The organism is Pseudoalteromonas sp. SG43-6 (assembly GCF_014164365.1).
In the GTDB taxonomy this organism is placed as follows: domain Bacteria; phylum Pseudomonadota; class Gammaproteobacteria; order Enterobacterales; family Alteromonadaceae; genus Pseudoalteromonas; species Pseudoalteromonas rhizosphaerae.
In genome coordinates this window covers 61,857-85,793 of record NZ_JACJEZ010000019.1, presented here as the reverse complement: position 1 = coordinate 85,793, position 23,937 = coordinate 61,857, and the positions used below count along the sequence as shown (strand labels likewise).

16 protein-coding genes are annotated in these 23,937 nt (G+C 39.6%); 10 read left to right on the top strand and 6 right to left on the bottom strand.

Annotated elements, in window-relative coordinates; all coding sequences use genetic code 11:
- Nucleotides 1–235: 235 nt before the first annotated feature.
- Nucleotides 236–1,507: an O-acetylhomoserine aminocarboxypropyltransferase/cysteine synthase family protein gene (locus H5201_RS10125; protein WP_182767964.1), complete on the bottom strand. Its 1,272-nt coding sequence runs from the start codon at nucleotides 1,505–1,507 to the stop codon at nucleotides 236–238.
- A 497-nt stretch (nucleotides 1,508–2,004) separates the two neighbouring features.
- Here H5201_RS10125 and H5201_RS10120 point away from each other — a divergent pair, with 497 nt between their 5' ends.
- Nucleotides 2,005–4,422 (top strand): PAS domain S-box protein, encoded by a 2,418-nt coding sequence (locus H5201_RS10120; RefSeq protein ID WP_182734172.1) that lies wholly within the window; start codon nucleotides 2,005–2,007, stop codon nucleotides 4,420–4,422.
- 150 nt (nucleotides 4,423–4,572) lie between these two features.
- Here the strand turns inward: H5201_RS10120 and H5201_RS10115 are convergent, their stop codons facing one another.
- On the bottom strand, nucleotides 4,573–6,732 hold the full coding sequence (locus H5201_RS10115) for a S46 family peptidase (protein ID WP_182718666.1): 2,160 nt from the start codon (nucleotides 6,730–6,732) through the stop codon (nucleotides 4,573–4,575).
- Between the two features lie 217 nt (nucleotides 6,733–6,949).
- On the opposite strand from H5201_RS10115, the gene H5201_RS10110 reads away from it, so the two are divergent.
- A complete protein-coding gene (locus H5201_RS10110) occupies nucleotides 6,950–7,750 on the top strand; it encodes a glycosyltransferase family 25 protein (RefSeq protein WP_182718665.1) in 801 nt (266 codons plus the stop codon).
- 21 nt (nucleotides 7,751–7,771) lie between these two features.
- Here the strand turns inward: H5201_RS10110 and H5201_RS10105 are convergent, their stop codons facing one another.
- On the bottom strand, nucleotides 7,772–9,556 hold the full coding sequence (locus H5201_RS10105; protein WP_182718664.1) for a M61 family metallopeptidase: 1,785 nt from the start codon (nucleotides 9,554–9,556) through the stop codon (nucleotides 7,772–7,774).
- Nucleotides 9,557–9,773: 217 nt separating this feature from the next.
- On the opposite strand from H5201_RS10105, the gene H5201_RS10100 reads away from it, so the two are divergent.
- The 6 genes from H5201_RS10100 to H5201_RS10075 all read left to right on the top strand — a co-directional run bounded on the left by H5201_RS10100 (nucleotide 9,774) and on the right by H5201_RS10075 (nucleotide 16,987).
- Nucleotides 9,774–11,309, top strand: a complete 1,536-nt coding sequence (locus H5201_RS10100) for a diguanylate cyclase (protein ID WP_404687826.1) — start codon at nucleotides 9,774–9,776, stop codon at nucleotides 11,307–11,309.
- Between the two features lie 41 nt (nucleotides 11,310–11,350).
- Nucleotides 11,351–12,694 (top strand): nucleotide 5'-monophosphate nucleosidase PpnN, encoded by a 1,344-nt coding sequence (gene ppnN, locus H5201_RS10095; protein ID WP_149980187.1) that lies wholly within the window; start codon nucleotides 11,351–11,353, stop codon nucleotides 12,692–12,694.
- A gap of 14 nt (nucleotides 12,695–12,708) precedes the next feature.
- Nucleotides 12,709–13,482, top strand: a complete 774-nt coding sequence (gene xni, locus H5201_RS10090) for a flap endonuclease Xni (RefSeq protein WP_182718663.1) — start codon at nucleotides 12,709–12,711, stop codon at nucleotides 13,480–13,482.
- Nucleotides 13,483–13,551: 69 nt separating this feature from the next.
- Nucleotides 13,552–13,935 carry a DUF3192 domain-containing protein gene (locus H5201_RS10085; protein ID WP_149980185.1) on the top strand — a complete coding sequence of 128 codons (384 nt, stop codon included), beginning with the start codon at nucleotides 13,552–13,554 and terminating at the stop codon, nucleotides 13,933–13,935.
- Nucleotides 13,936–13,945: 10 nt separating this feature from the next.
- Nucleotides 13,946–15,634 (top strand): hypothetical protein, encoded by a 1,689-nt coding sequence (locus H5201_RS10080; RefSeq protein WP_182718662.1) that lies wholly within the window; start codon nucleotides 13,946–13,948, stop codon nucleotides 15,632–15,634.
- Nucleotides 15,635–15,979: 345 nt separating this feature from the next.
- A complete protein-coding gene (locus H5201_RS10075) occupies nucleotides 15,980–16,987 on the top strand; it encodes an isocitrate dehydrogenase (protein WP_182718661.1) in 1,008 nt (335 codons plus the stop codon).
- A 64-nt stretch (nucleotides 16,988–17,051) separates the two neighbouring features.
- On the opposite strand, the gene H5201_RS10070 is transcribed toward H5201_RS10075, so the two are convergent.
- Nucleotides 17,052–20,060: an immune inhibitor A domain-containing protein gene (locus H5201_RS10070; RefSeq protein ID WP_310736935.1), complete on the bottom strand. Its 3,009-nt coding sequence runs from the start codon at nucleotides 20,058–20,060 to the stop codon at nucleotides 17,052–17,054.
- Nucleotides 20,061–20,627: 567 nt separating this feature from the next.
- Between H5201_RS10070 and H5201_RS10065 the strand changes: the two genes are divergently transcribed.
- Both H5201_RS10065 and ilvN read left to right on the top strand, forming a co-directional pair.
- Complete coding sequence (locus H5201_RS10065) at nucleotides 20,628–22,352, top strand: acetolactate synthase 3 large subunit (RefSeq protein WP_182784504.1); 1,725 nt, start codon at nucleotides 20,628–20,630, stop codon at nucleotides 22,350–22,352.
- Nucleotides 22,352–22,849 carry an acetolactate synthase small subunit gene (gene ilvN, locus H5201_RS10060; RefSeq protein ID WP_182767905.1) on the top strand — a complete coding sequence of 166 codons (498 nt, stop codon included), beginning with the start codon at nucleotides 22,352–22,354 and terminating at the stop codon, nucleotides 22,847–22,849. Before H5201_RS10065 ends, ilvN begins: the two co-directional genes overlap by 1 nt.
- Before the next feature lie 69 nt (nucleotides 22,850–22,918).
- Here ilvN and H5201_RS10055 read toward each other — a convergent pair whose 3' ends face one another.
- Complete coding sequence (locus H5201_RS10055; RefSeq protein ID WP_145235830.1) at nucleotides 22,919–23,194, bottom strand: HU family DNA-binding protein; 276 nt, start codon at nucleotides 23,192–23,194, stop codon at nucleotides 22,919–22,921.
- Nucleotides 23,195–23,402: 208 nt separating this feature from the next.
- Nucleotides 23,403–23,936: a DUF3833 domain-containing protein gene (locus H5201_RS10050; RefSeq protein ID WP_149980180.1), complete on the bottom strand. Its 534-nt coding sequence runs from the start codon at nucleotides 23,934–23,936 to the stop codon at nucleotides 23,403–23,405.
- Between the last annotated feature and the right edge of the window lies 1 nt (nucleotide 23,937).

Sequence of the window (23,937 nt, the reverse complement as noted above, 5' to 3'; positions counted from 1 at the left end):
CAGTTGATAAGCTCAATCATCGGCCAAGAAAAACAAGAGGGTATAAAACCCCTCATGAACTATTTACGGGGCAATCAGAAGTTCTGGTTGCTGCATAATGATTGCACTTAATACTTGAATTCAAGAAACGTAAATTTGTGCGGTAGGTCATAAATAAAACCTACCTTACAAGCAAAACATAAAATGCATGTTTAAACATTAATGTGGATCACGCTTTACCCTGTAGCTAACATTACTAAGCTTTATCGAGCGCTTGGCTTACATCAGCAATGATATCGTCGATGTTTTCAATACCCACTGATAAACGAATTAAATCGCGGCTAACCCCTGCGTTCGCCAATTCTTCATCATTTAATTGTCGATGCGTGGTTGATGCTGGGTGGCAAGCCAATGACTTTGCATCACCGATATTTACTAAACGTAAAATCATATTCAGCGCATCAATAAAGTGAGTGCCAGCTTCAAGGCCACCCGCTATCCCAAAGCTTAAAATACCAGACGCTTTGCCACTAGTGGTTGTTTTACTCATTGCGTTATAGGGACTTGACGCTAACCCCGCGTAATTAACCCAAAGCACCTTAGGGTGATTCTCTAGGTATTCAGCAAGCTGTTGCGCGTTTTCACAGTGGCGCTGCATTCTTAGCCCTAAAGTTTCAAGACCAATTAAAATGTCAGAGGCGTTTTTAGGCGCAAGTGCCGCACCGGTATTTCTAAGTGGAACAACACGGCAGCGACCAATAAACGCCGCTTCAGCAAAAGCATCGGTATAAACCACATTATGATACGACGGATCAGGCTCATTCATCATCGCAAAACGAGTGGCATTAGCTTTCCAGTCGAACTTACCCGAATCAACAATTATGCCGCCAATCGCCGTACCATGGCCGTTAATATATTTAGTAAGCGAATGCACCACAATATCGGCACCCAACTCAAATGGCCGGCATAAATACGGCGTTGCTACCGTGTTATCAACAATCAGCGGCACGCCTTTGCTATGGGCTATTTTAGCTAATCGAGCGATATCAACAATATTCCCTGCAGGGTTACCAATCGACTCACAAAAAACCGCACGGGTATTCTCATCAATCGCGTTTTCAAAACCGGCAAAGTCATCCGCTTTAATCATCCGCGCTTCAATACCTTGGCGCGGTAGACTATGCGCAAATAAGTTATAAGTACCACCATACACTTGGCTGGTACTGACAATATTAGTGCCCACTTCACACAAACATTGAATTGCGTAAGTGATGGCCGCCATACCAGAGGCCACAGCAAGCGCACCAATGCCCCCTTCCATGGCCGCAATACGCTGTTCAAGCACCGCATTAGTCGGGTTCATAATACGAGTATAAATATTCCCGGGTACTATTAAATCAAATAAATCAGCACCATGTTGAGTACTATCAAACGTATACGATGAGGTATTATAAATCGGCACCGCCGCCGATTTAGTTGTAGGTTCAGATTCATAACCGTGATGCAGCGCTAAAGACTCAAGTTTCATAATTATTTCCTTCAATTAATTTGCCACTAAGCTAGCATTTATTGGTTATAAAGTGCACATGAAATATATTAAAGGATGTTGAAGTAATTAGATTTAAGTTAAATTCTGCTAAGAGAGAATTATGTTAGTTTGTTCCACCTTAAACGAACACCTGCTTTTCTTAAGAAAGTGGACATAGCTGTTTATTATGGTTTAGGCTGTGAAGCGTGCATTGACTGATTGAACGTATCTTAACTCCAGATCGTCCTCTGGACTTTTCAGCTATAAAAAATAAAAAGAACAATAATCTGTTGTATTTTTCACTTATCATTACAGCCAACTATAATTATCTTCTCGTAGTTTGTAGCTATTTGAAAAAATATTGATTCTCGTCAAACGGTGCTATAAGGAAATAGCCACTCAATACTCTCTATTTAAAACTTCTGTTTTTACAAAAAATGGACTATAGCTATTGTTATATATAGGAAAAGAAAAAACACAATTAACAGTGAGTTCTTATGAGTAATCCCACAAACGATCTCGAAGCGGAGATTGACCAGCTTAAAGTTCAGCTTGCAAACGCTAGAGCTGAAAATATAAAGTATAAGAAGTTGTTTGAAGTATCTGGGGACGCACTATCAATAATCGATCTGAAATCTGGTAAATTCACAGAATGTAACCAAGCTGCAATCAATATGCACGGCGTGGAAAGTAAAGACAACTTTATTAATTTAAAGCCTTCTGATATCTCACCTGAGTATCAACCATGTGGCAGACGTTCAGAGGAAATAGCCGCAGAACACATTGAAAATACTCTGACTAAAGGGCCACAGCTGTTTCAGTGGGTTCACTCTCGATTAGACGGCTCATCTTTTCCATGCCTTGTATCTCTGACTGTATTAAATGTGGATGGTGATGCTTTTATTTTAGCCATAGGTAGAGATATTAGTGAATTAGTTGAGACGCAAAACAAATTGCATAGTGCTTCAACAGACATAGAACGAATTAGCTACGCTTTCAATGAGGAAAAAGAAAAATTTGAACAGTTTTTTAGCTTAGCGCCGGTAGGCATTGCAATTAATAGGTTAGATAATGGTTTATTTGAGTATGTTAACAAGGAACTGAGTCGTTTTAGTGGTTATGACAAAGACGAACTAAATCAAATGGACTATTGGAAGTTGACACCAAAAAAGTACGAAGAACAAGAAAAAGAACAACTAAAATCCCTCTCAGAAACAGGCCGTTACGGACCTTACTATAAAGAATATATTCATAAAAAGGGTTATGAATACCCCGTACAATTGTCGGGCGTTATAATTAAGAGTGCAAATGGCGATGAGCTGATTTGCTCTGTCATCCAAGATACTTCCCATCAGAAACAGATAGAAACCGAATTACAAATAGCAAAAAACCAAGCTGAAACCAGTTCTCTGAGAATGAAATTGGCAAATGAATCAGCTCAAATTGGTGTGTGGGAGTGGGATGTCATTTCGGGAGAATTAATCTGGGATGAATGGATGTACAAGCTGTATGGCATTACAGAGAATTGTTTTTCTGGTGCTTATGAAGCTTGGACTCATAGTCTTCACCCTGATGATATGGAAGAGTCTAACAAACAATTAGAGGATGCCGTATCAGGTTTAGGTGCTTTTAATCCAGAGTTTAGAGTAGTACATCCAAACGGGCAGGTAAGAACAATCAAAGCTAGCGCAGAAGTTATTAGAGATAATGATGGCAACGCTCTAAAAGTCATCGGTGTAAATTACGACATTACAGATAAAATAAATGCGATAAATGAGCTAGAAGTAGCTAAGCAAAAAGCTGAGCAGGCAACCCAAACGAAAAGTGAATTTTTGTCAAATATGAGCCATGAGATACGTACGCCCATGAATGCAATTTTAGGCGGACTGCAGATGGTCAATACTGAGTATCTCGATGCCAAGTCCAAAGTAATGCTTAAAAATGCAGTATCGTCTTCTAAATCGCTGTTAACCATTATCAACGATATTTTGGATTACTCAAAGATAGAGAGCAATAAACTAAGCCTAGAGCAAGAGCCTTTCTCGATTAGCGATATAATTAAATCTGTGAAATTTGAAGTGGACAGCATAGTCAGTAATAAGGGTATTAAACTTGTCAGTAATATTGATGAAAATTTTAATGATCACTGGTTAGGAGACATTGTCCGTGTTAAGCAAATATTACTCAATCTTGTGTCGAATGCTGTTAAGTTTACTGAAAAGGGTAGCGTAAACATTCACTTGAGCGAAACTCTTTACCAAGAAAAGCAGGCTATTAGTCTTGAAGTGGCTGATACAGGAGTTGGAATGAGTGAGGAAGCTCAAGCTCGTATATTTGATCGTTTTTCACAGGCAGACAACTCAACAACACGTAAATTTGGTGGAACTGGGCTGGGTATGTCGATTACCCTCAGTCTTATTCTTATGATGAGAGGCACTATCGATGTAAAAAGCAATGTGGGTAGAGGCACCACTATAAGAGTCATATTACCATTAACTATAACCAATAAGAGTGTCAGCTCTTTCGTACAAAAATCTATGACTCCGCCGCCGTTGAGGGGAAAGAAAATACTGATTGCTGAGGATAACGAAATCAATCAAATTGTCATTCAGTCAATGCTCGAAGGCACTAATGCATCATTAACTATTGTAGATAACGGTAAACAGGCAGTAGAAGCAGCTAAAGAAAAGGACTTTGATTTGATACTTATGGATATACAAATGCCTGAAATGGATGGTGTTGAAGCAATGAAAAATATCATTAATTTCAATAAGCATATACCGATAATTGCACTAACCGCAAATGTAATGATTGATGACGTTGCTGATTATTTAAGCCAAGGATTTGATGCACATATAGCAAAACCAATTGATATTGCTACCCTATACGGTGTTCTGAGCTCATTTATAAAGTAAGTACTTGCTTTGTTTGTGCTTTATTGCCAGTTCGGCTTCGGCAAATCAACTTCCGCTCATAGCAAAAAGTAGACATAAGTCATTACAAATTATACTTATTAAAAAAGGCGCTTACCGTTATGGTAAGCGCCCTACTATTTTACTGATTACTTATTTTACGATTTTCATTTCGTCTAATAGGTTTTGTGCGTTATCTACTTTATCCATCACCCACAGCATGTAACGTGAATCAACGTGGATTGAACGATTAAGTGCTGGGTTATAATCCCAATCGCCAATAATACTTTCGTACACACCATCAAACAGTAAGCCTACCAGTTCGGCTTTACCGTTAAGTGTTGGTGAACCTGAGTTACCTCCAGTCGTGTCTACGTTTGATAAAAAGTTAACTGGTACGGTATTCATGCCACCGGTGTAATCACCAAATATTTTAGCCTTGATTTGCTGTTGCAGTTTTTCAGGCGCGTTAAATGGATCAACATCGGTGTTTTTTGCAAGTAGCCCTTCAAGTGATGTAAACGGTGTTGCTATCAAACCGTCTTGCGGTGAATAGCCTCCAACAGTGCCATACGTTACACGTAATGTGCTATTCGCATCTGCATACACAGGTTTATTTTGTGCTTCATTAAACGCTATGATAGCACTCATTAACTGTGGACGCGCCGCTTGTAGTTTACCGGCAAGTGCTTTGTCTTTGTCTTCTTCAGCTTTCATTACGGCAAAGATGGCCTTCGCGTATTGCATAAATGCATCTTGGCTTTGTTCAAGTTCAGCAAATGATTGCGTAGATAACGCGATACGAACGTCTTCATTATCTAGCGTTGAATTAGCATACATTTTTGCTAATAGTGCACTGTGCTTGGTTTTATCAAAGCCATTTTCTAATTCAAAAACTTTATCTACTTCTGCAAAACGCTCTTCTTTAGGTAACGCAGCATAAAGCTCTAAAAAATGTAATAAAATGGCTTTATCAACGTTTGCATCAAAACGGCGACTCATGCGCTTTAAACCGGCTTCAAAGCGTGGTAAATCGCGTTCTTGATAGCCAGATTCACGTTCGCTATCAGGTTTTTGTTGCTCATACGCTAAGCGATATAAGCTACGTGCGGTACTGATCATTTGTGAGCGGTGTACATAGCCAAGCATACGATCACGATCATTGTGCTGTTGCGATTGAGCGACTAGCGCCGACAGTTCATTTAACACTTTACCGTATTGTTTTTTACGCTTACGGTCGCTGTTTATCCACGCAGTGAGATCTTGTTCAAATTGCTTTTTACGTTCATACATAGTGCCTTTATTAAAGCTTTCTATCATTGACCCGTAGTTTTTAATATAGTTATTGTAACCCGCAATAGTGCTTTCATAAGCAATACGCGCTTTGCTGCCATCTTCTGAATTCTCTTCAATTAAAGACACATATTTTGAATTATGCTCGCGTGATTTGGGATAGCTGGTATTAAATACATAATCAACTTCAGCAGCAATGCGGTAACGGTTAGTGCGCCCAGGATAGCCTGCTACCATAACAAAGTCGCCATCTTGGACGCCTTTAGCACTGACGCTTAAATATGAGTCAGGCACATAAGGTACATTGTCTTCGCTAAATTCAGCTGGTTTGCCGTCTTTACCTACATATGCACGATAAAATGAAAAGTCGCCGGTATGGCGCGGCCACATCCAGTTATCGATATCGCCACCGTACTTACCTACGCCCATGGCAGGCGCGTATGCTAAGCGTACATCTTTAATTTCTAGTGATTTGATTAAGTAAAACTCTAGACCACCGTGGAATGAATACACATTACAGCGATAATTATCGTCAGCTTCACATGCTGACACTAATGCTTTTTCGTTTTTCTCTAGCGCGTCGTAGCGCGCTTTGGCGCTGAGTTTTTCAGTGCCTTTTATTACTTTTTTGGTCACGTCGGTAACTGTTTCAGTTACATACACTCTAGAGCCGGGTGCCGCTGGTAAGTCTTCAGCCGGTGTTGTTGCTAAAAAACCATTTTCTAAAATATTGTTCTCTGGTGTTGAGTTATATTGAATCGAACCATAAGCACAGTGATGATTGGTAACCACCAGCCCTTTTGGCGATACAAATGATGCGGTACAGCCACCAAGGCTTATCACTGCATTCATTGGGAACTCGGTTAATTTAGAAATCGATTTTGCATCAATTTCTAATCCTTTGGCTTTCAGAATTGATTCTAGATCAGGAAGTTGGTGTGGTTGCCACATGCCTTCATCAGCAAATGTTGAGCCCGATACTACAATAGCAAGTGATGCTATGAGTGGTTTTAAACGCATTTTTTAATCCTTTTTATTGTTTCTATAACAGGTTACGCGTGCAGCCTTAGCAAGGTCAATATTTCTGCGACAAAATAGCCACACTATTGTGTAACAAAATACTGAAAACAAATATTTCATCGAGCTCTGTTAGCAATAAAAACAACACAACAATGCAATCATTTAGTCATTTTCAATCGTTAGGATTTAAATACTATTAGTAATGCACGGCCTAACTATGACTGCTATTTTTTTGATCAACCTCGCTCGCTCAACCGAGCGATTGGCAAACAGCCAGCGACAATTAACCGCACATGGGCTAAGTTTTGAGCGTATAGATGCAATTGATGGCGCCATGCTCACGCAAGCACAAAAAGAAATTAATTACAGTCCTAGCCTCAATACACAAGAATATCACTACCCGCTCAGTGCTGGGCAGATTGGCTGTTATTTGAGCCATCGCAAAGCGTGGCAAACCATTGTCGATAGAAAACTTGATTACGCAATTGTGCTCGAAGATGACTTTATCTTAGATTCAAGTATCGGTAGTGCAATTAAAAATATTGAGCAATTACCGCTTGCTTGGCAACTTATAAAACTCTCAGCTTATCAAAACCGTACTCGCAAAATCGCCTATCAGATACCGTTGCAGTTTGAGCAACGATTAGTGATCCATAAAAAGTTGATGACAGGATGTTGTGCTACTGCAATCAGTTATCAAGGTGCAAAACAATTATTAGCTGCCACTAAAACGTTTGCTCGCCCTGTTGATTGTGATCTACAACATATTTGGGAAACTCAAGTCGCTGGCTATTCATTACTACCGTATCCATTCTCCCAAGATTGTGAGCAGGTAAGTGATATCAAATCGCGTAGTAATGCGCGCGAAAAGAAATCGTTTTTAGCGCGTAAAGGTCAGCAACTCCGTAGTGCGGTAAACAATCACTTTGCAACGGCGGCATTTATTGCCCAAACTAAGCGTGCTTTACCCACTACTCCTAAATGCAAAAAAGGAGCCGCAGCTCCTTTTTACTCATAACCTAGCATCATTAAATAGTATTTATTTTTTAACGAGGTTTGGGTGCTCTACACCCATCCATGCTTTAAATAATGCCATTTGCTGTGCAGTTGCCTGTTTGTCAGCAACTAGCTTTTTATCTTTATCAAAGCTTTGTGCTAGCGTTATTGTGGTGCTTTGCAGTGCATCACGGCGGATAAAATCAATGGTTACTTTATCCCCTGCTTTAAATGTTTCTAAGCTTGATTTTAAATCTTTACCAACATGCTTTTTGTTAATTGCCACAATTTTGTCATCGCTGGTCAAACCCGCTTGCCATGCAGCGCCATCGCGACGCACATGAGTTAAAGTTAATAACTCACCGGTATTTTTTGCCATCGCATCAACACTGGCAACGGCTTTTGCATCTTTTGGACGCTCTAACATTAAGCCTACTTTTTTAAACAGTGCGTCAAAATCAATATCTGCTGGTGCATCAACATTATTTGCCCACCACTGGCTGTAATCGCGGCCCGTTAACTGTTTTAAAATAGTTTTCACGTCAGTTGCAGTAAAGCCATGCGGCATTTTATATTGATTGTAAAGTGCACGATGAATATCACGGTAGCTTTGCTTACCTTGGCTGTTCTCAAGTAAATCAATATCAAGGGCCATCGAAATCAATGAACCTTCTGAGTAAATATTAGTACTGTAGTTACGAGCATGGTCACCACCTTGATTTATCCATTTATCAAAACTGGTTTCGGTGGCGCTTTGTACCTCACGCCCAGGCGATGATAAATGACGGTTGACGGTTTTCGTTAACACGTTTAAAAATTCATCCGTCGTGGCAATCCCTGAGCGCACCATTAAATGATCTTCAAAATAACTGGTTGAACCTTCCGCTATCCATAATAGTTTATCGTAATTAATATGCGTGTAATCGTAAGGAACTAAACCTTCAGGTCTATATGCTTTTACGTTCCAAGTATGGATAAATTCATGTGCTGCGGTGCTAATAAATGCAAGATAGTCTTCACGCGAGCCAAAACGGTCACGCGGACGCTGAATAATCGTTGAGTTTAAATGCTCGGTGGCACCACCTGCCCCTGAGGTTGCATGTACCATAAATACATAACGTTGGTACGGGTAAGCATCCCAAATAATATTGCCTGTTGCTACCAGCTTCTTAAGATCTTCAAGCATTTGCTCAACATCATAGTTGCCCTTGCCCCAGATCACTAATTCATAATCTCGGCCATCTACGGCAAATTTATGGAGTTCATTAATACCCGTTTCAATCGGCGAATCAACTAATACATCGTAATCTGCGGCTTTAAAGCTATGTTTTGAGCCTGCATTATCCATACCCGATACTGAGCGCCATGCTTTCGGTACATCTAGCTTAACCGTCACTGGCTCTTGACGAAATGATTCACTAAACATAAAAAAGCCTGATGCATCTATAAATGCGTGGCTATCATCAATATGGCGCGCACGTTTACCTAACTCATTAGCATACACTTGATAATCAATTTTAACTTCTGTTGGTTTATCTAAATGTACCCGCCATGTACTGGCATCAATTTTTTCCCATTTTAATGCTTTACCATTATCGCCTGTTGCTTCAAAAAAACGCACACCGTTTGCAAGGTTCAAAATTTCGTAACGACCTGTTCGCCAAGCTGGCAACTTTACATCTAAATGTGCTTGTGCCGTTTGTGGAAATTCTACGCTAACGTTGCCTAAATGATGTTCAGGTTGAGTAACAGCAAGTGAATAATTAACATCGGCCCATGCCGAGTGAGATAAAGCGGCTAATACCGATAATGCTAAAAACTTTTTCATAGAGGCTCTTAATTCATATATCAAGTGATTTTATTATGCGTGAGCCTAACAATGATGATAGAAAATGTGAATTAAAAGCGATAAATACACGTGCAGATAGGTTCGATGAATAAAAATCATCAACAAATGCTAAGTTTTTGACTTACTGACTACATTTGTGCAATTTTTGTTGTAAACTTACAACCATGTAAGATTTAATCAATGGCGGTAACTATTAGTGTCACAACAGCTCGAAGTTTTAAATAAAAAACTTAAACAAGCCATTGATACTCGTATGGTAGTTGAACATGCACGTAAGCATCAAGTAGACACATTGACACACTTTGCAGCTAAGTTATCGTTAAGCTGTAAAGGTATGGACATTGAACTTGATAATCGCTTAGCTAAGTTTCGTAGTGCGCTGGCTAAAGGGGTCGATTTTGAATTATTCGCGCCACAGATCGATGAAATTCTTACACTGCTAAAAAATCAAGAAGCACAACAGGCCACACATCAGCGTGAACTTCATAACAGTGTGCTCGATGCTGGCAAGTTACTGCAGAAAACCAAAGGGTTACCAGATGATGCACGCAGAACATTGCGTCATTTACTGGATCATGAACTGAATAATGTGCAATCGACGCGGGATTTCATTCCACTCCTTAATCGTTTAGTGACGATTTATCATCAAGCCTTACAAGTAAAACTGACTATTCCTGAATGCCAGCAAACTGCTGTGCAACCTAATTTAGCAAAAGAGTTACTCAATTTAGCTAATGATTTAGTATTTGAAGATGAAGCTGCAGATCAAGTAAAAACCATCAAAAATAATATCTCTGAAACCGATTCAGTGGATGATTTATTGACCTCTGCAATCGATATTATTCGCATCATTGCCAACAATATCAGTAAAGAGCGTCAATCTGCACAAAGCTTTTTAGTGTCATTGAACCAAACGCTTGAAGAATTACACCACTCAATTGTTTCTACAAGTAAACATTCAGAAGCAATGGGGGCTGAATTTACTGCATTAAATAAGCGCATTGAAGATAAAATTAACAATCTGACAGCACAAACCCAAAATGCTACTTCAATTTCATCATTAAAAGCCTTAGTTGATAACGAATTAAAATCGTTAAGTGAAGACTTAATTGAAAAAGAGCGCCTCGAGCAGCAAGATCGCGATATGTTGCTAAACAGTTTTCAAGAGATCAATCAACGCATTGGCAGCCTTGAAACTAAATTATCTAAATATAAAAAACGCCTGCATGAGCAACGTTTTAAAAGTTTGCTTGATGGCCTTACCAAACTGCCAAACCGAGCCGCATTTGACGAACGCTTTCATCACGAATTTCATTTGTTTGCAGTACAAGAATCCGATGTCACCTTAGTGGTGATTGATGTTGATCACTTTAAGTCTATCAACGATAAATATGGTCACAGCGCGGGTGATAAAACGTTACAAGTGATTGCCAAAGCGCTGCAAATGTCAATTCGTAAATCTGATTTTATAGCCCGCTATGGCGGTGAAGAATTTGTTTTATTAATGCCAGGTATGCCCTTAGAGCATGCCAAAAAACCTCTTGAAAAACTAAGAAAAGCGGTGAAAGGGATTCCGTTTAAGTTCAGAGATAAACAAGTAGAGATAACAGTTTCCGTCGGTGCCACGCAGTTTAAAAAAGGTGATACCCCATTGGGCGCTTTTGACCGCGCCGATGATGCTCTCTACAAAGCAAAAAATACCGGTCGTGATCGCTTGTGTATCAATAAATAACAGCGACCGACCTAGTGCTTTTTATAGCAAGGAGAACGCCTATGTTAATACAGTTAAACCCGACAGGTGTGTTAGATTTACTGTCGCAGCTCGAAGTTGATTTATTAGAGCAATCGTCTACCAGTGAGCGTTATAAGTTATTTAGAAACTGTGCGCTAGCTGTTCTCAATGTTGGCAGTCATACTGACTCCAGCTCAGAGATTTACAATAAATATCAAGATTTTGATATTCGCTTATTAAGCCGTGAGCGAGGCATAAAAATTGAACTACTCAATCCTCCGACTACGGCTTTTGTTGATGGTGAAATAATCACTGGGATCCACGAACATATTTTCTCTGTTATTCGTGATATTTTATTTATTTGTCAAAAATACGAAAAAGATTTAACCGAACAAAAAGCCATTACTCATATGGTCTTTGATATGTTGCGTAATGCCGCAGCGCTTCGCGTTAATAGCGATCCAAGTATGATTGTCTGCTGGGGTGGTCATTCTATTAATGAAAACGAATATAAATACACTAAACAAGTAGGTTATGAGCTTGGTTTACGTGGCTTAAATATTTGTACTGGCTGTGGCCCCGGTGCCATGAAAGGTCCAATGAAAGGTGCAACCATTGGACATGCAAAACAACGCAACACCAATAACCGTTATTTGGGCTTAACAGAGCCAAGTATTATTGCCGCAGAGCCACCAAATCCGATCGTCAATGAACTGGTTATTTTACCAGATATTGAAAAGCGCCTTGAAGCCTTTGTACGCACCGCCCACGCTATAATTATTTTCCCTGGCGGCGCTGGCACTGCTGAAGAGTTATTGTATTTACTAGGCATTTTACTTCACCCTGATAATGCCAAACAGTCGTTACCGGTTATTTTAACTGGGCCGAAAGAAAGTGAAAATTACTTTAGCGAATTATGCCAGTTCATTGAAATGACGTTAGGTAAGGAGGCGCTTGATAAATTTGAAGTTATTATTGATAACCCCGAATTAGTTGGGATCAAACTCAAATCTGCAATGGCAAATGTGCGTGATTACCGCAAGAGTCAGGGCGATGCATATTACTTTAACTGGACGTTAAAAATTGAAAATGAATTTCAGCAACCTTTCGCGCCAACTCATGCCAATATGGCTGGGCTTGATTTACATTTAGACCAAGAAAAACAATTACTAGCCGCTAATTTGCGCCGTGCATTTTCAGGTATTGTTGCAGGGAATGTTAAAGACGAAGGCATACAGGCAATTAAACAACATGGCCGGTTTATCATTAGCGGTGAACCGACTTTAATGAAAGCCATGGACAAACTGCTGCAAGCATTTGTTGAGCAAGGAAGAATGAAGCTCCCAGGCAGTCAATATGTTCCATGTTATGAAGTCAAAGCATAAGGGTTAATGTATTCGTGTCAGGTCAGTTACTTTTAATCGATGCGCTTAATTTAATTAGGCGCATTTATGCAGTTGATAGTAATCAAAACAAAGGCAGTGATGAGCAAATGATAAATACCTGCTGCGCGCGGGTAGCTCACGCTTGTGAAAAACTTATAAAGATCACCCAAGCAACGCATGCTATTGCTGTATTTGATGGTGATAAAAGCTGGCGGTATCATTATTACGCTCAATATAAAAGCAGCCGTGCCCCCATGCCTGAAACTCTGAAAAATTCATTAGATAAATTTAAACAGGCGATTGAGCAAACGGGTATTGTGGTGTTTGCCCCAGTAAATGATGAAGCTGATGATATTATCGCGACATTAGCCGATAAAATGGCGCAAAATCAGTTGTATAGTACAATTATCTCCACTGATAAAGGGTTTTTACCTAGCTTAAATAATTATATTAATGTGTATGATTATTTTAAAAAAGAATATTTAGATCATCACTCTATCGTACAACGTTTTGGTGTTGAGCAAGCTCGATTAATTGATTTTTGGGCAATGGCTGGTGATAAAACGAATGATATTCCGGGTATTAAGGGAATTGGTACTAAAACAGCACAAGAGATTATTAGTAAGCACGCAGATATAACATTGGCGGTAGAGGATGAAACGCTCTCTACAGCAGTTCGTAAAAAGTTAGCGACAGGAATGGCTGACTATATTACCTCTAAACATTTGGTTGGTTTACGTACAGATATTAACTTAGGCTTTAGTTTAAAGCAGTTAAGGCTCAATTAATCGCATTCACGTAGCACTGGATTTGAACTATGCGTATACTAAATTTAAGTCTCAGCGTAAGAGTGCACAATGTTTAAGAAGGTTTTTCGCTATCTCATATTAGGTTTGGGTGTATACGCCTTGATCGCTACTTTGGTCATTACTTTTTATAAAGATGATCCACAGGCGATGATCTGGCAAGACCGAGAAGCGTTCAATAAACGTTATATCGCTAAATTAAGTGTCGAAACACCGACTAACTTAAACACAGTTTTAGAGTATTTAGGCAGTCCTGATCTAACATTCGCGAAACGTGATAAAGAGGAAGTATGGCAAATTATTTTTTACCGTACTCAACATATCAAATCAGATGGGATCACGACTATGGATGAGTGTACTGGTTTACTGTTTAAAAATGGCGAATTGATTTTGTGGGGCCCAAGTGCATTTGATGCATTTGAGCAACGCGGGTAATTAATTACTTATGGATGCACTCTGCGCACAAGATCTTGCCAGCCTATTTGAAAAAACTCACCAAATATTAAGGCGTTATAATAATAAAAGTCAGTGGCCACAAATTTATCCGCTGTTGACACAACTGGCTGAGCAATATTATAAACTCTATGATTCACATCCAAATGCACTACAAGCCCAGCTTACTCTATATGCAGAAACACAAGGTTATACAACCAACTTAGTGGTCAATCAATGTGTCATTGTCGCCGCATTTTGTCGCAGTTTAAGTTACGACAGTAAAATCAGCCAATTGCTTATTTGTGTGTGTTTAACTAACTATTTATGTGTGCAAACACAAACTAATAAGCTGGCCCTGCGCCAACCTCTTACCCAACAAGAAAAAAAGCAATGGCAGTCGCGTCATCAGCTAGCAGTAAAATTACTGCAATCAGCTAACGTTCCCACTGACCATATTGCGTGTATTTTAGCGCGCTTAAATAAGTATAAGCAGGCCTTGCTAAGCACGCCAAAAATCATGATCTATGATGGACCAACGACGTTAGTTGCGTTAGCAAATATTATTGCGATGAACATTACCTATCGTACCCAAAATGATCATATTGATATCTATAAGGCAGTGGCTGATATTTATATCCGTACTCCTAACCTGTTTGCCCAACAAGCATTAAAAGCATTAATCGGTCATTTTGGCCCTTACCTGCCAGGCTCTTTAGTTAATTATAGCGATCAGCAGCTCACTTATATTGGTAAAAACCACCAGCAACGGGATTTATTAATTGCATTGCATGAGCAGCAAAAAACCAAATGGTATAGCGTTAAGGCAAAGCTAGAATCACATTCAAAACAACGCCCAAGTAAAGACAAGCGATTATTGTTTAGCGTATGGTTCAATGAGCACATAGCCCCCCCTGTTGAAATTGTAAACTTTGAAAAACAACAATTACTGATGCTGATAAGCCAAGTTAAAATACAAAAAGAATACTCATACAGTGCCCTTGCTAAATTACTCAACAATCATCCAGCGACAATTGAGTTACTTCGTGAAGCAGTGAAGCCTTATAATAAAGAGCACCTAGCAGGCAAAGATTTACGCCATTGTTTATCAATGGTCGGCTTATACAATGCACCAGCGATCATTCAACGGGTGCTCTTTGAGCAATTAGTAAACTACCAAGCACATCCATTAATGCAACATATACAATTACGCTTACAGGCAATAATAAGTTTATTAAACCAGCTGGTAAGTCGTGATCAACACAACCAGTTCGAGCACCTCGCTTTGCCTATTTATGGTTACGTTAATTATTTGATTGAATACTGTAGCACCACAATTAGCCGTAAGACAGTGTATGAACACTCACCTAAAAGTGATGTAAGTATGCCCTTTGCGTGGCTATTTGGTGTCACGGTTCATGATAGTGGGCATTTATCGGCTTATTTACTTGAATTGCTTGGTGACAATCCATGGACACAAGCGCTCTTAGATGCAGAGCAGCAAAAAAAACAACACTTATCTGCAGAGGCACAATTATGGGTTGCAATAAAACTCGTCGTTATTAAGGTGTATCAACCCAACGTAATACAAAGTAGTTGGCAAACACACACTTTTGAGCAAGTGTTAAAACGCTTAGATTGGCAGTCCAGCGAGGATTTTTATGCACAGCTACCAAGCCTAGGTTTAAGCAATAGCGTATGAATATTTATTAGACATAGTGACTAATTTAGTGCGTTTTCGTGGGTTTTACTGGCAAAAAGTTGAATAAATTGCTATAAAAGCCGCTTGTATTTTCAAACTCATTCACGTAAATAATCTAACAAGTAATCGCTTAATACCAATCGTGTTAAGTTACTAGCCATTTATAGCGACAGATAAATAGAGTGATAACAAGGCATAAATTTCGACATGTAGTTGTTCTACTTGAGAAATTCATAACGCAGTTAGCGCTTTATTTAGCACGCTAGAATGGTTAAATATTTAAGTCGATTGGTATAATAATGCGTCACATTTACGTGCATTTCTAACTCGTAATAGGAAAAGTTCATGGCCAAACAAACCATCACAGTGATCAAAGGCGACGGCATCGGTCCGAGTATTATTGATTCAGCCCTTGAGATCTTAACAGCCGCAGGGTGCGATTTTGATTATGAATTCGTTGATGCAGGTCTTGCAGCCCTAGAAAAGACCGGTGAATTATTACCACAAGATACCATTGATACTATTGCGCGTAATAAAATTACTCTTAAAGGCCCACTAACTACGCCAGTTGGTGAAGGTTTTACTTCAATCAATGTAACATTACGAAAGCAGTTTGGTTTATACGCCAATGTACGCCCAGTAAAGTCATTTGTTGGCACCAAAGCACGTTATGAAGACATTGATATCATCACGGTACGTGAAAATACGCAAGGTATGTATTCAGGTTTAGGCCAAGTGACATCAGAAGATGGCAACGAAGCACAAGCAATGTCTATGATCACCCGTGAAGGTGCTGAAAAAATCGTTACTTTTGCCTACGAACTAGCCGTGCGTGAAGGTCGTAAAAAAGTGACAGCGGTTCACAAAGCTAACATTTTAAAATCAACTTCAGGTTTATTCTTAAAAGTAGCTCGTGAAGTTGCTGAGCGTTATCCTGAAATTGAATCAACTGAAATGATTGTTGATGCAACCTGTATGAAACTGGTAATGAGCCCTGAAGAGTTTGACGTTATCGTTACTACAAACCTGTTTGGTGATATTTTATCTGATCTATGTGCTGGTCTAGTAGGCGGTTTAGGTATGGCACCTGGCGCTAACATCGGTGAAGATGCAGCAATCTTTGAAGCAGTTCATGGCAGCGCACCTGATATTGCTGGTAAAAATTTAGCAAATCCAACCTCTGTTATTTTGGCATCTATTCAAATGTTAGAGCATTTAGAAATGGGCGAAACTGCAGAGCGTATTCGCAGTGCTGTAGCTGACGTAATTAAATCGGGTGATCGTACCACTCGCGATTTAGGTGGCAGTCACGGTACTACTGACTTCACTCAAGCTGTTATCGACCGTTTATAAACCAAACCTAGATTATTAGCATTATAATAAAAGCCAGTATTTACTGGCTTTTTTGTCACTTAGTTTATGCTTGTCTCTTTGTTCGAAAACTGAGCGGTAGCAGTAACAATAACCAAAATATACTTCCGCCACTGGAGCCTGAACTGGCAACTTGTTTTTGCACTGTTACCATAAGCTTGCTAGACGGTAAGGTGTTTTTTATGCCTTTTGCAGAGGTATCAGTCACGATCAGTGTCACTGTATAACTTCCCGCTTGGTTATAAGTATGTGTAGGATTAGCCCGTTGGCTTACAGCACTGCCATCTCCAAAATCCCAACTGTAAGTGTAATTATTAAACCCGCCTTTGGTATCACTGTTAAAATTAACCAGTAAATCTTTTGCACTGTAACTGGCCTGTGTTGTAAGTAATACATTTGCCGACACTTGGGTTGCAAAAGACTGCATAGCGCCATTTGCATCAGTTACAACAACGCTTAAGGTATAATCGCCACTGTATTCATAGCGGTAGTTAATGCTCTGCCCTTTCGCAGTTGAGCCATCACCTAATTGCCATGCATAGTCATAAGGTGCTTGACCACCTGATACAGTGACTTTTGCAGTAACATTGCCTTTCTCTATACTGGTATCCACACTAGAAATTGATAACGGCGCAGTAAGCACAAAAGTCATCGATTCTTGAAACTGCTGCCCTTGTTCATTAGTACGAGTAAAACCCACAGTGTAACTACCGTAATCGGCAAATTTATGATTTGGATTCAATTCATCACTACTTTGTCCATCACCAAACTGCCAGTTAAAACTATCGGTTGGGGTCAACGCCATTCCTTTAATTTCAAAACTCGCTTCGAGATCATTAGTAATTACATTGATCCCAGACTGTGGTGTATAGCCTAAATTCAATTCAATTGAGCTATTATTAATCGCTTGCTCAACAATAGAAAAATTAAAACCAAACGTTGAAACTTTTACACCAGAGGCCTGTTGCGTGGCAAAACTGTAATCATTATTATCATTAAACTCAGTGATTGCTGTTAACTGCGTATCGCCTAAACCTTGGCGCTGATCATAAAGACTAAAAGCAGCATCTCTTAACTGAATCGTAGTACTGGCAGGTGCGCTGCTATTACCTTTTGCAATGGCATTTTGATCGGCATCAACAACCAATATAAACCCTTCACCAATATGCTCAGGAGTATTATTATCTGTATACTGTTCATTAGCAGACCAAAGTAATAAACCCGGTGAATACTGCTCAACTTGTAAACCACTATCTATTCCTAAATAACTACGTAACTGTAAATAGTAATTGTGTGGTTTTGCATAGATGTGATCCCCCACTCGGCTAAAGCCATCAAGTTGTGCTTGTGTTGACTGCTCTGCATTATCTTGCCAAACGAAAGTATCACCTTGGCTAATGGTCATATCATCAACCACTAGACCAAAATAATGAGTATAAGTGTCCGTTTTATAGTTAAAACTAAGTGTGATTGTTTGACCAGCATAAGCTGATAAGTCAAAACGATGCCGTAAATAATTATTCGGCTGCTGAGCGTCATTTACTGAACTTGAAGACCCTGTTATATATGGACCAATGTCTCCATAAAATGGATTGACTGCTTGAGTATATTGCGAAGCAATAGGCTGTGCGTTTACTAATACTTGAGCATAATCATAATCCGTTTCAATGCTGTAATAGGCACTTAAATCAAGATAAGTAGGCTGCGTACTTGCAGGTATATTAACTGTAAATGTCATACTTTTTGAAACATTATCACCACTGCCAGAGTAGTATTGCAAGTGCCCTTCTACTGCTTGATAAAACGGTTGTAAGTTGGTTGGTAGGGTGATTTTTAACTGGTTTAATTCAGTTGATACCCCACTACTATGGCGAAGTATTTGCTGTTGATTGGTATCGATTTCGTCTAACGATATCGTCGTTTGATTAAGCCAGTTTCCTTGATAACGGTTTTGTAAGTACTCGAGTGCATAAGGACTGAACATCACCGGCTGTGAGCCACGAGGTGAGCCTGCCCAACTACCACCAGACATCACAGACCAAAGCGCAACTGGCTCCCCCAGCGCACTGCCGGTTAAATCATATTCATCAGGCAAACCTAAGTCGTGACCAAACTCATGTACCACCACGCCAATACCAGCATCGATAGGATTTATAGTATAACCAAATAAACGAATACTACTGCCATCAACCGCACTTGGCTGATTGTTTTGGTCGTACACATAAAAACGATGTGACCAAATTGCATCAGTACCCAGTACGCCACCACCGGCTTCCTCACCTATACTCGAGTGGAAAATCATAACATGGTCAATAATCCCATCAGGTTCATTGGTGATCCCATCACCATCACGATCATCCAAATCTGTTAAATCATAATCGGCTAAATTAATATTAAATTTGGCTACGGCTTTTTCTACCGCTTCATGCACTAAACTAGGGGCATCAATATCATTATTACCCCCTTGGCGAGCCCCATAACTTTTCGCATCATTATCGGCTGTTACCCAGCCATAAACTTGACCCGTAAATGCTAAGCTTTCCCCTGAGGCTTGCTGATAGTATTGATACGCTGTTTGCAACGGTTGCTGCTGTGGACCTGAGTAACCATCAGTAGCGAACAACATTTGTTGGTAATGCTGCTGACTATAGCTTGAGTAGTACATATCGCTATCAACTGCGGCTAAGCCATTATCATCATGAGGTAAGTCAGGAAAATCAACCAATATAGCCAACACTTTTACGGTATTGTGCGTCGAGTTAGGTAACTGCGAAGACACACTCGCTAAGCGCTGAGCCATTTTTCGTTGTTGGGTTAAAACTTGAGGGTTAAGCTGCCGACGTGAATGCATCGATTCACCACGGCCAATATAATCAGACAATAATTTGTCATGCGCTATTTTATCGTCAAGCTGCCCGCGTTTATCTAACCAATATAAAATTCGCTCTTTGTTAACGACCCCAATATCAGTTGGGCTACTATTTTGTGGTTTTGCCACACTCTGTTGACTTAACAATGCCAAAGTCAGGCCACATAACAATTGTGAGTATTTCACAGGATCACCTATCAACAACTCCATAACGATAATAATAGCGAATAATTTATATACTTACATTACATTTATAGATATACAGTGAATATCGCCACGCTTCAAAAAAGCATAATTTCTTTGCTTTTAACGGTTAAAAATGCAATTTAAAGCAACTTTTAAATATAAAAACAATTAATTTGGAATTTTAATGCAACATTGCCGTTTTGGCTGTTGACATTAGCTGGCAAAACCTTTAAAAATAAGACTATTAAATTTGTAGACTAAATGAGTTATTCGGCTATCTCAGCGCAATAACTCATTTGAACTTATATAACAAATACCGAGAAGAAAAATAACGTTATGAAATATCAATTTCACCTAGTCACTGTACTCGTACTGGTCTTAGTTTTAAGCCCAGCGGGGATGTATTAGAAGGTGAAATAGCTTTTTAAAAACCCCCGCCCTAAGCGGGGGTTTTTTTATGCATTTAAATTATACGGTAATTGCACAGAATAAATGGGGAGTGCGTGCAATAGCACATTATTACTCATGATAATAATCAATCGGTAACAGGCACACAGAGGAATGAGGATGAGTACACAACAATATAATGGCTCCGAACTAGTTGTTCAGGCATTAAAGGCATTGAAGGTAAAATATATATTTGGCTACCCCGGTGGCTCAGTATTAGATCTTTATGATGCATTATTTCAGCAAGATGATGTTGAGCATATTTTAGTTCGTCATGAACAAGCAGCAACCCATATGGCTGATGGTTATGCACGTGCCACAGGTGAAGTGGGCGTAGTATTAGCAACATCAGGTCCAGGTGCGACAAACTGTATCACGGGGATCGCTACAGCCTATATGGATTCTATTCCTATGGTAGTGCTATCCGGTCAAGTGCCGACTAACTTAATTGGTGATGATGCATTTCAAGAAACCGATATTGTTGGTTGCTCTCGGCCAATCGTAAAACACAGTTTTAACTGTCGTAGCGCAAAAGATATTCCTAAAATTTTGGCTAAAGCATTTTATATTGCAAGTACTGGACGCCCAGGTCCTGTGGTCGTAGAACTGCCAAAAGATATGTTAAACCCTGCACTTAAATTTGACTTTGAGTTTCTAGCAACCACAGAGCTGAGAACCTATAGTCCAAATACCAAAGGCCACCCAAAGCAAATTCGCAAAGCCGTTGCCGCTATTTTAGAAGCTAAAAAACTGGTCATTTACTCTGGTGGCGGGATTATTATCTCTAACACTTCAGAGCAACTGACTCATTTGGTTGAATCACTCAATGCACCAATCACTAATACCTTAATGGGATTGGGCGGTATTTCCGGGGTTCACCCTAATTTCGTTGGTATGCTAGGTATGCACGGGAGCCTTGAAGCAAATAAGGCGATGGCAAATGCCGATGTGATCTTAGCTCTAGGCGCCCGATTTGATGACAGGGTAACCAATAACGTGAAGAAATTTTGTCCCAATGCGACGATTGTTCATGTTGATGTTGATCCGACCTCTATTTCAAAAACGATCAAAGCCCACATTCCCGTCGTCGGTTGTTTATCAACCGTACTTGAGCAATTACAGACAGCCATAGATAAAAGTCCAATCAAAATTGATCGTAGTGCTCAAGAAGATTGGTGGCGTCAGATCATTAGCTGGCGTGAACAAAAATGTTTAAGCTACAGCACTGCGGGCGATAAAATAAAGCCTCAGGCCGTCATTGAAGCAATTTATAAAGCTACCAATGGTGATGCCTATATAAGCTCTGATGTAGGTCAGCATCAGATGTTTGCGGCGCAGTACTACCCGTTTAAAAACCCGCGCCAATGGATCAACTCAGGGGGTCTTGGCACTATGGGCTTTGGTCTGCCAGCGGCAATGGGAGTGAAACTTGCGTTCCCGGATAAAGAATCAGTGTGTGTCACCGGTGATGGTTCGATTCAAATGAACATTCAAGAACTTTCGACATGTTTACAATATAACTTGGCTGTAAAAGTGGTGTCACTGAATAACCGCTCTCTGGGTATGGTGCGTCAATGGCAAGATATGGTCTACGGCGGTCGTCACTCATCGTCGTATATGGAATCGTTACCTGATTTCGTCAAACTTGCTGAAAGTTATCGCCATGTCGGTATTCGCGTTAATACTCTTGATGAACTACAGCCCGCAATCGATAAAGCCATGTCGATCACTGACCGTTTAGTGTTTTTAGATATTCTTGTTGATGAAAATGAACATGTATACCCAATGCAAATTAAGCTTGGAGCAGTTGATGAAATGTGGTTACGTAAAGGAGTGAAAGCATAATGCGTCGTATATTATCTATTTTACTTGAGAATGAACCAGGCTCATTGTCGCGTATTGTTGGCCTATTCTCACAACGAGCTTATAACATCGATAGTTTAACCGTTGGCACAACAGACGATCATTCTTTATCACGTATTACTATCACTACCATGGGTGATGACCGTGTGGTTGAGCAAATCACTAAACAGGTTAATAAATTAGTAGATGTATTAAAGATTATTGATCTAACTGAAATGGCGCATATTGAACGTGAGCTGCTATTAGTAAAAGTATTCGCTCAAGATGAAGCTAAAAGAGCGGCAGTAACGCGAGTGGTCGATGTATTCCAAGGGACTATTTTAGACATGGGTCGCAACAGCTACACATTGCAGCTTGTTAGTAGCACAGATAAAATTGAATCGTTTTTAGATACCTTACGTCATGAGACAGACATAATTGAAGTTGTACGCTCTGGTGCGGTAGGTATTGGCCGCGGTGATAAAGCACTAAAAGCTTAAACCTTAGATTAATGAGTAGATACAAAAAAAGGGCTAATTAGCCCTTTTTTATTTAACCAATCTAATTGATTAAGGATTAACTTGATCTTTAAGACCTTTACCTGCTTTAAAGCTTGGGATAGTTGCCGCTGAAATTTGGATTTCGGCACCAGTTTGTGGGTTACGGCCAGTACGTGCAGCACGCTCTTTTACAGAGAAAGTACCAAAACCAACTAGTGCAACTGAATTACCTTCTTTTAAAGAAGAAGTAACAGCACCAGTGAATGCGTCAAGTGCACGTGTAGCTGCTGCTTTAGAGATTTCTGCATCAGTAGCGATTTTTTCAACTAATTGAGCTTTATTCATTTGTTAAATTCCTATTCGTTATTATTTTGCCTTCGCAAAACCTATCTTTATGCATTTTTTAAGTATTGGCAACAGCAAAATGCTTTTTTCGCGTAAATTCTTAAAAAATGAGTAAATTTTAAATAATTGCCGAAATAAATATTGATTTAAAGATTAACCAACAATGAATTTAAGCAGTATTTAATAAATCAATATGACAATTTGTTTATCATTCAACTTTTTCGATAACTAAGGTCACTTCCCCAACCTCAATGCCAAACTTATCAATAGCTGTACGGTTAATCAAGCGCGATTGTGTTACCAGATACATCCAATCATCTAAATTAACTTCAATGGTGTCATCTCCATAGGGTAATTTAAGGGTATATTGCCAATGAAATACACTGCCATTACTTTTTCCTTTCGCGATACCTATCACATCACCTGCAGTGCCAGTTAAAGTATTGTCAGCATTGAGTGTTATTTTCCACACTCGGCGTTGGGTTTCACCATCGTCGTAAACGAAATCTTCCTCTATAACGCCGTTATTGCCATCCCAACTAGCATTCATATCAACGACCATCTTACGGGTTACTTCACCTTTAAAGTCTTGGACAACGCCATAGGCTTTCAATTTGCCATTAAAAAATTGTTTAAAATTAAATTCTGGCTGACTTCCTTGGTAATACTCAACATCTGGCGCAGCACAGCTACTTAATAAAAATGTGCAACTAAGTAAAAATAATATAGTAATTCGCTTCATG

Bases quoted from the DNA above. Each gene is read 5' to 3' on its own strand.
- H5201_RS10055 (WP_145235830.1), bottom strand. From the start codon at position 23,194: ATGAATAAAGCTCAATTAGTTGAAAAAATCGCTACTGATGCAGAAATC.
- H5201_RS10065 (WP_182784504.1), top strand. From the start codon at position 20,628: ATGAGTACACAACAATATAATGGCTCCGAACTAGTTGTTCAGGCATTA.
- H5201_RS10105 (WP_182718664.1), bottom strand. From the start codon at position 9,556: ATGAAAAAGTTTTTAGCATTATCGGTATTAGCCGCTTTATCTCACTCG.
- H5201_RS10115 (WP_182718666.1), bottom strand. From the start codon at position 6,732: ATGCGTTTAAAACCACTCATAGCATCACTTGCTATTGTAGTATCGGGC.
- H5201_RS10120 (WP_182734172.1), top strand. From the start codon at position 2,005: ATGAGTAATCCCACAAACGATCTCGAAGCGGAGATTGACCAGCTTAAA.
- H5201_RS10080 (WP_182718662.1), top strand. From the start codon at position 13,946: ATGGATGCACTCTGCGCACAAGATCTTGCCAGCCTATTTGAAAAAACT.
- H5201_RS10085 (WP_149980185.1), top strand. From the start codon at position 13,552: ATGTTTAAGAAGGTTTTTCGCTATCTCATATTAGGTTTGGGTGTATAC.
- ppnN (WP_149980187.1), top strand. From the start codon at position 11,351: ATGTTAATACAGTTAAACCCGACAGGTGTGTTAGATTTACTGTCGCAG.
- H5201_RS10075 (WP_182718661.1), top strand. From the start codon at position 15,980: ATGGCCAAACAAACCATCACAGTGATCAAAGGCGACGGCATCGGTCCG.
- H5201_RS10050 (WP_149980180.1), bottom strand. From the start codon at position 23,936: ATGAAGCGAATTACTATATTATTTTTACTTAGTTGCACATTTTTATTA.
- ilvN (WP_182767905.1), top strand. From the start codon at position 22,352: ATGCGTCGTATATTATCTATTTTACTTGAGAATGAACCAGGCTCATTG.
- H5201_RS10110 (WP_182718665.1), top strand. From the start codon at position 6,950: ATGACTGCTATTTTTTTGATCAACCTCGCTCGCTCAACCGAGCGATTG.
- H5201_RS10125 (WP_182767964.1), bottom strand. From the start codon at position 1,507: ATGAAACTTGAGTCTTTAGCGCTGCATCACGGTTATGAATCTGAACCT.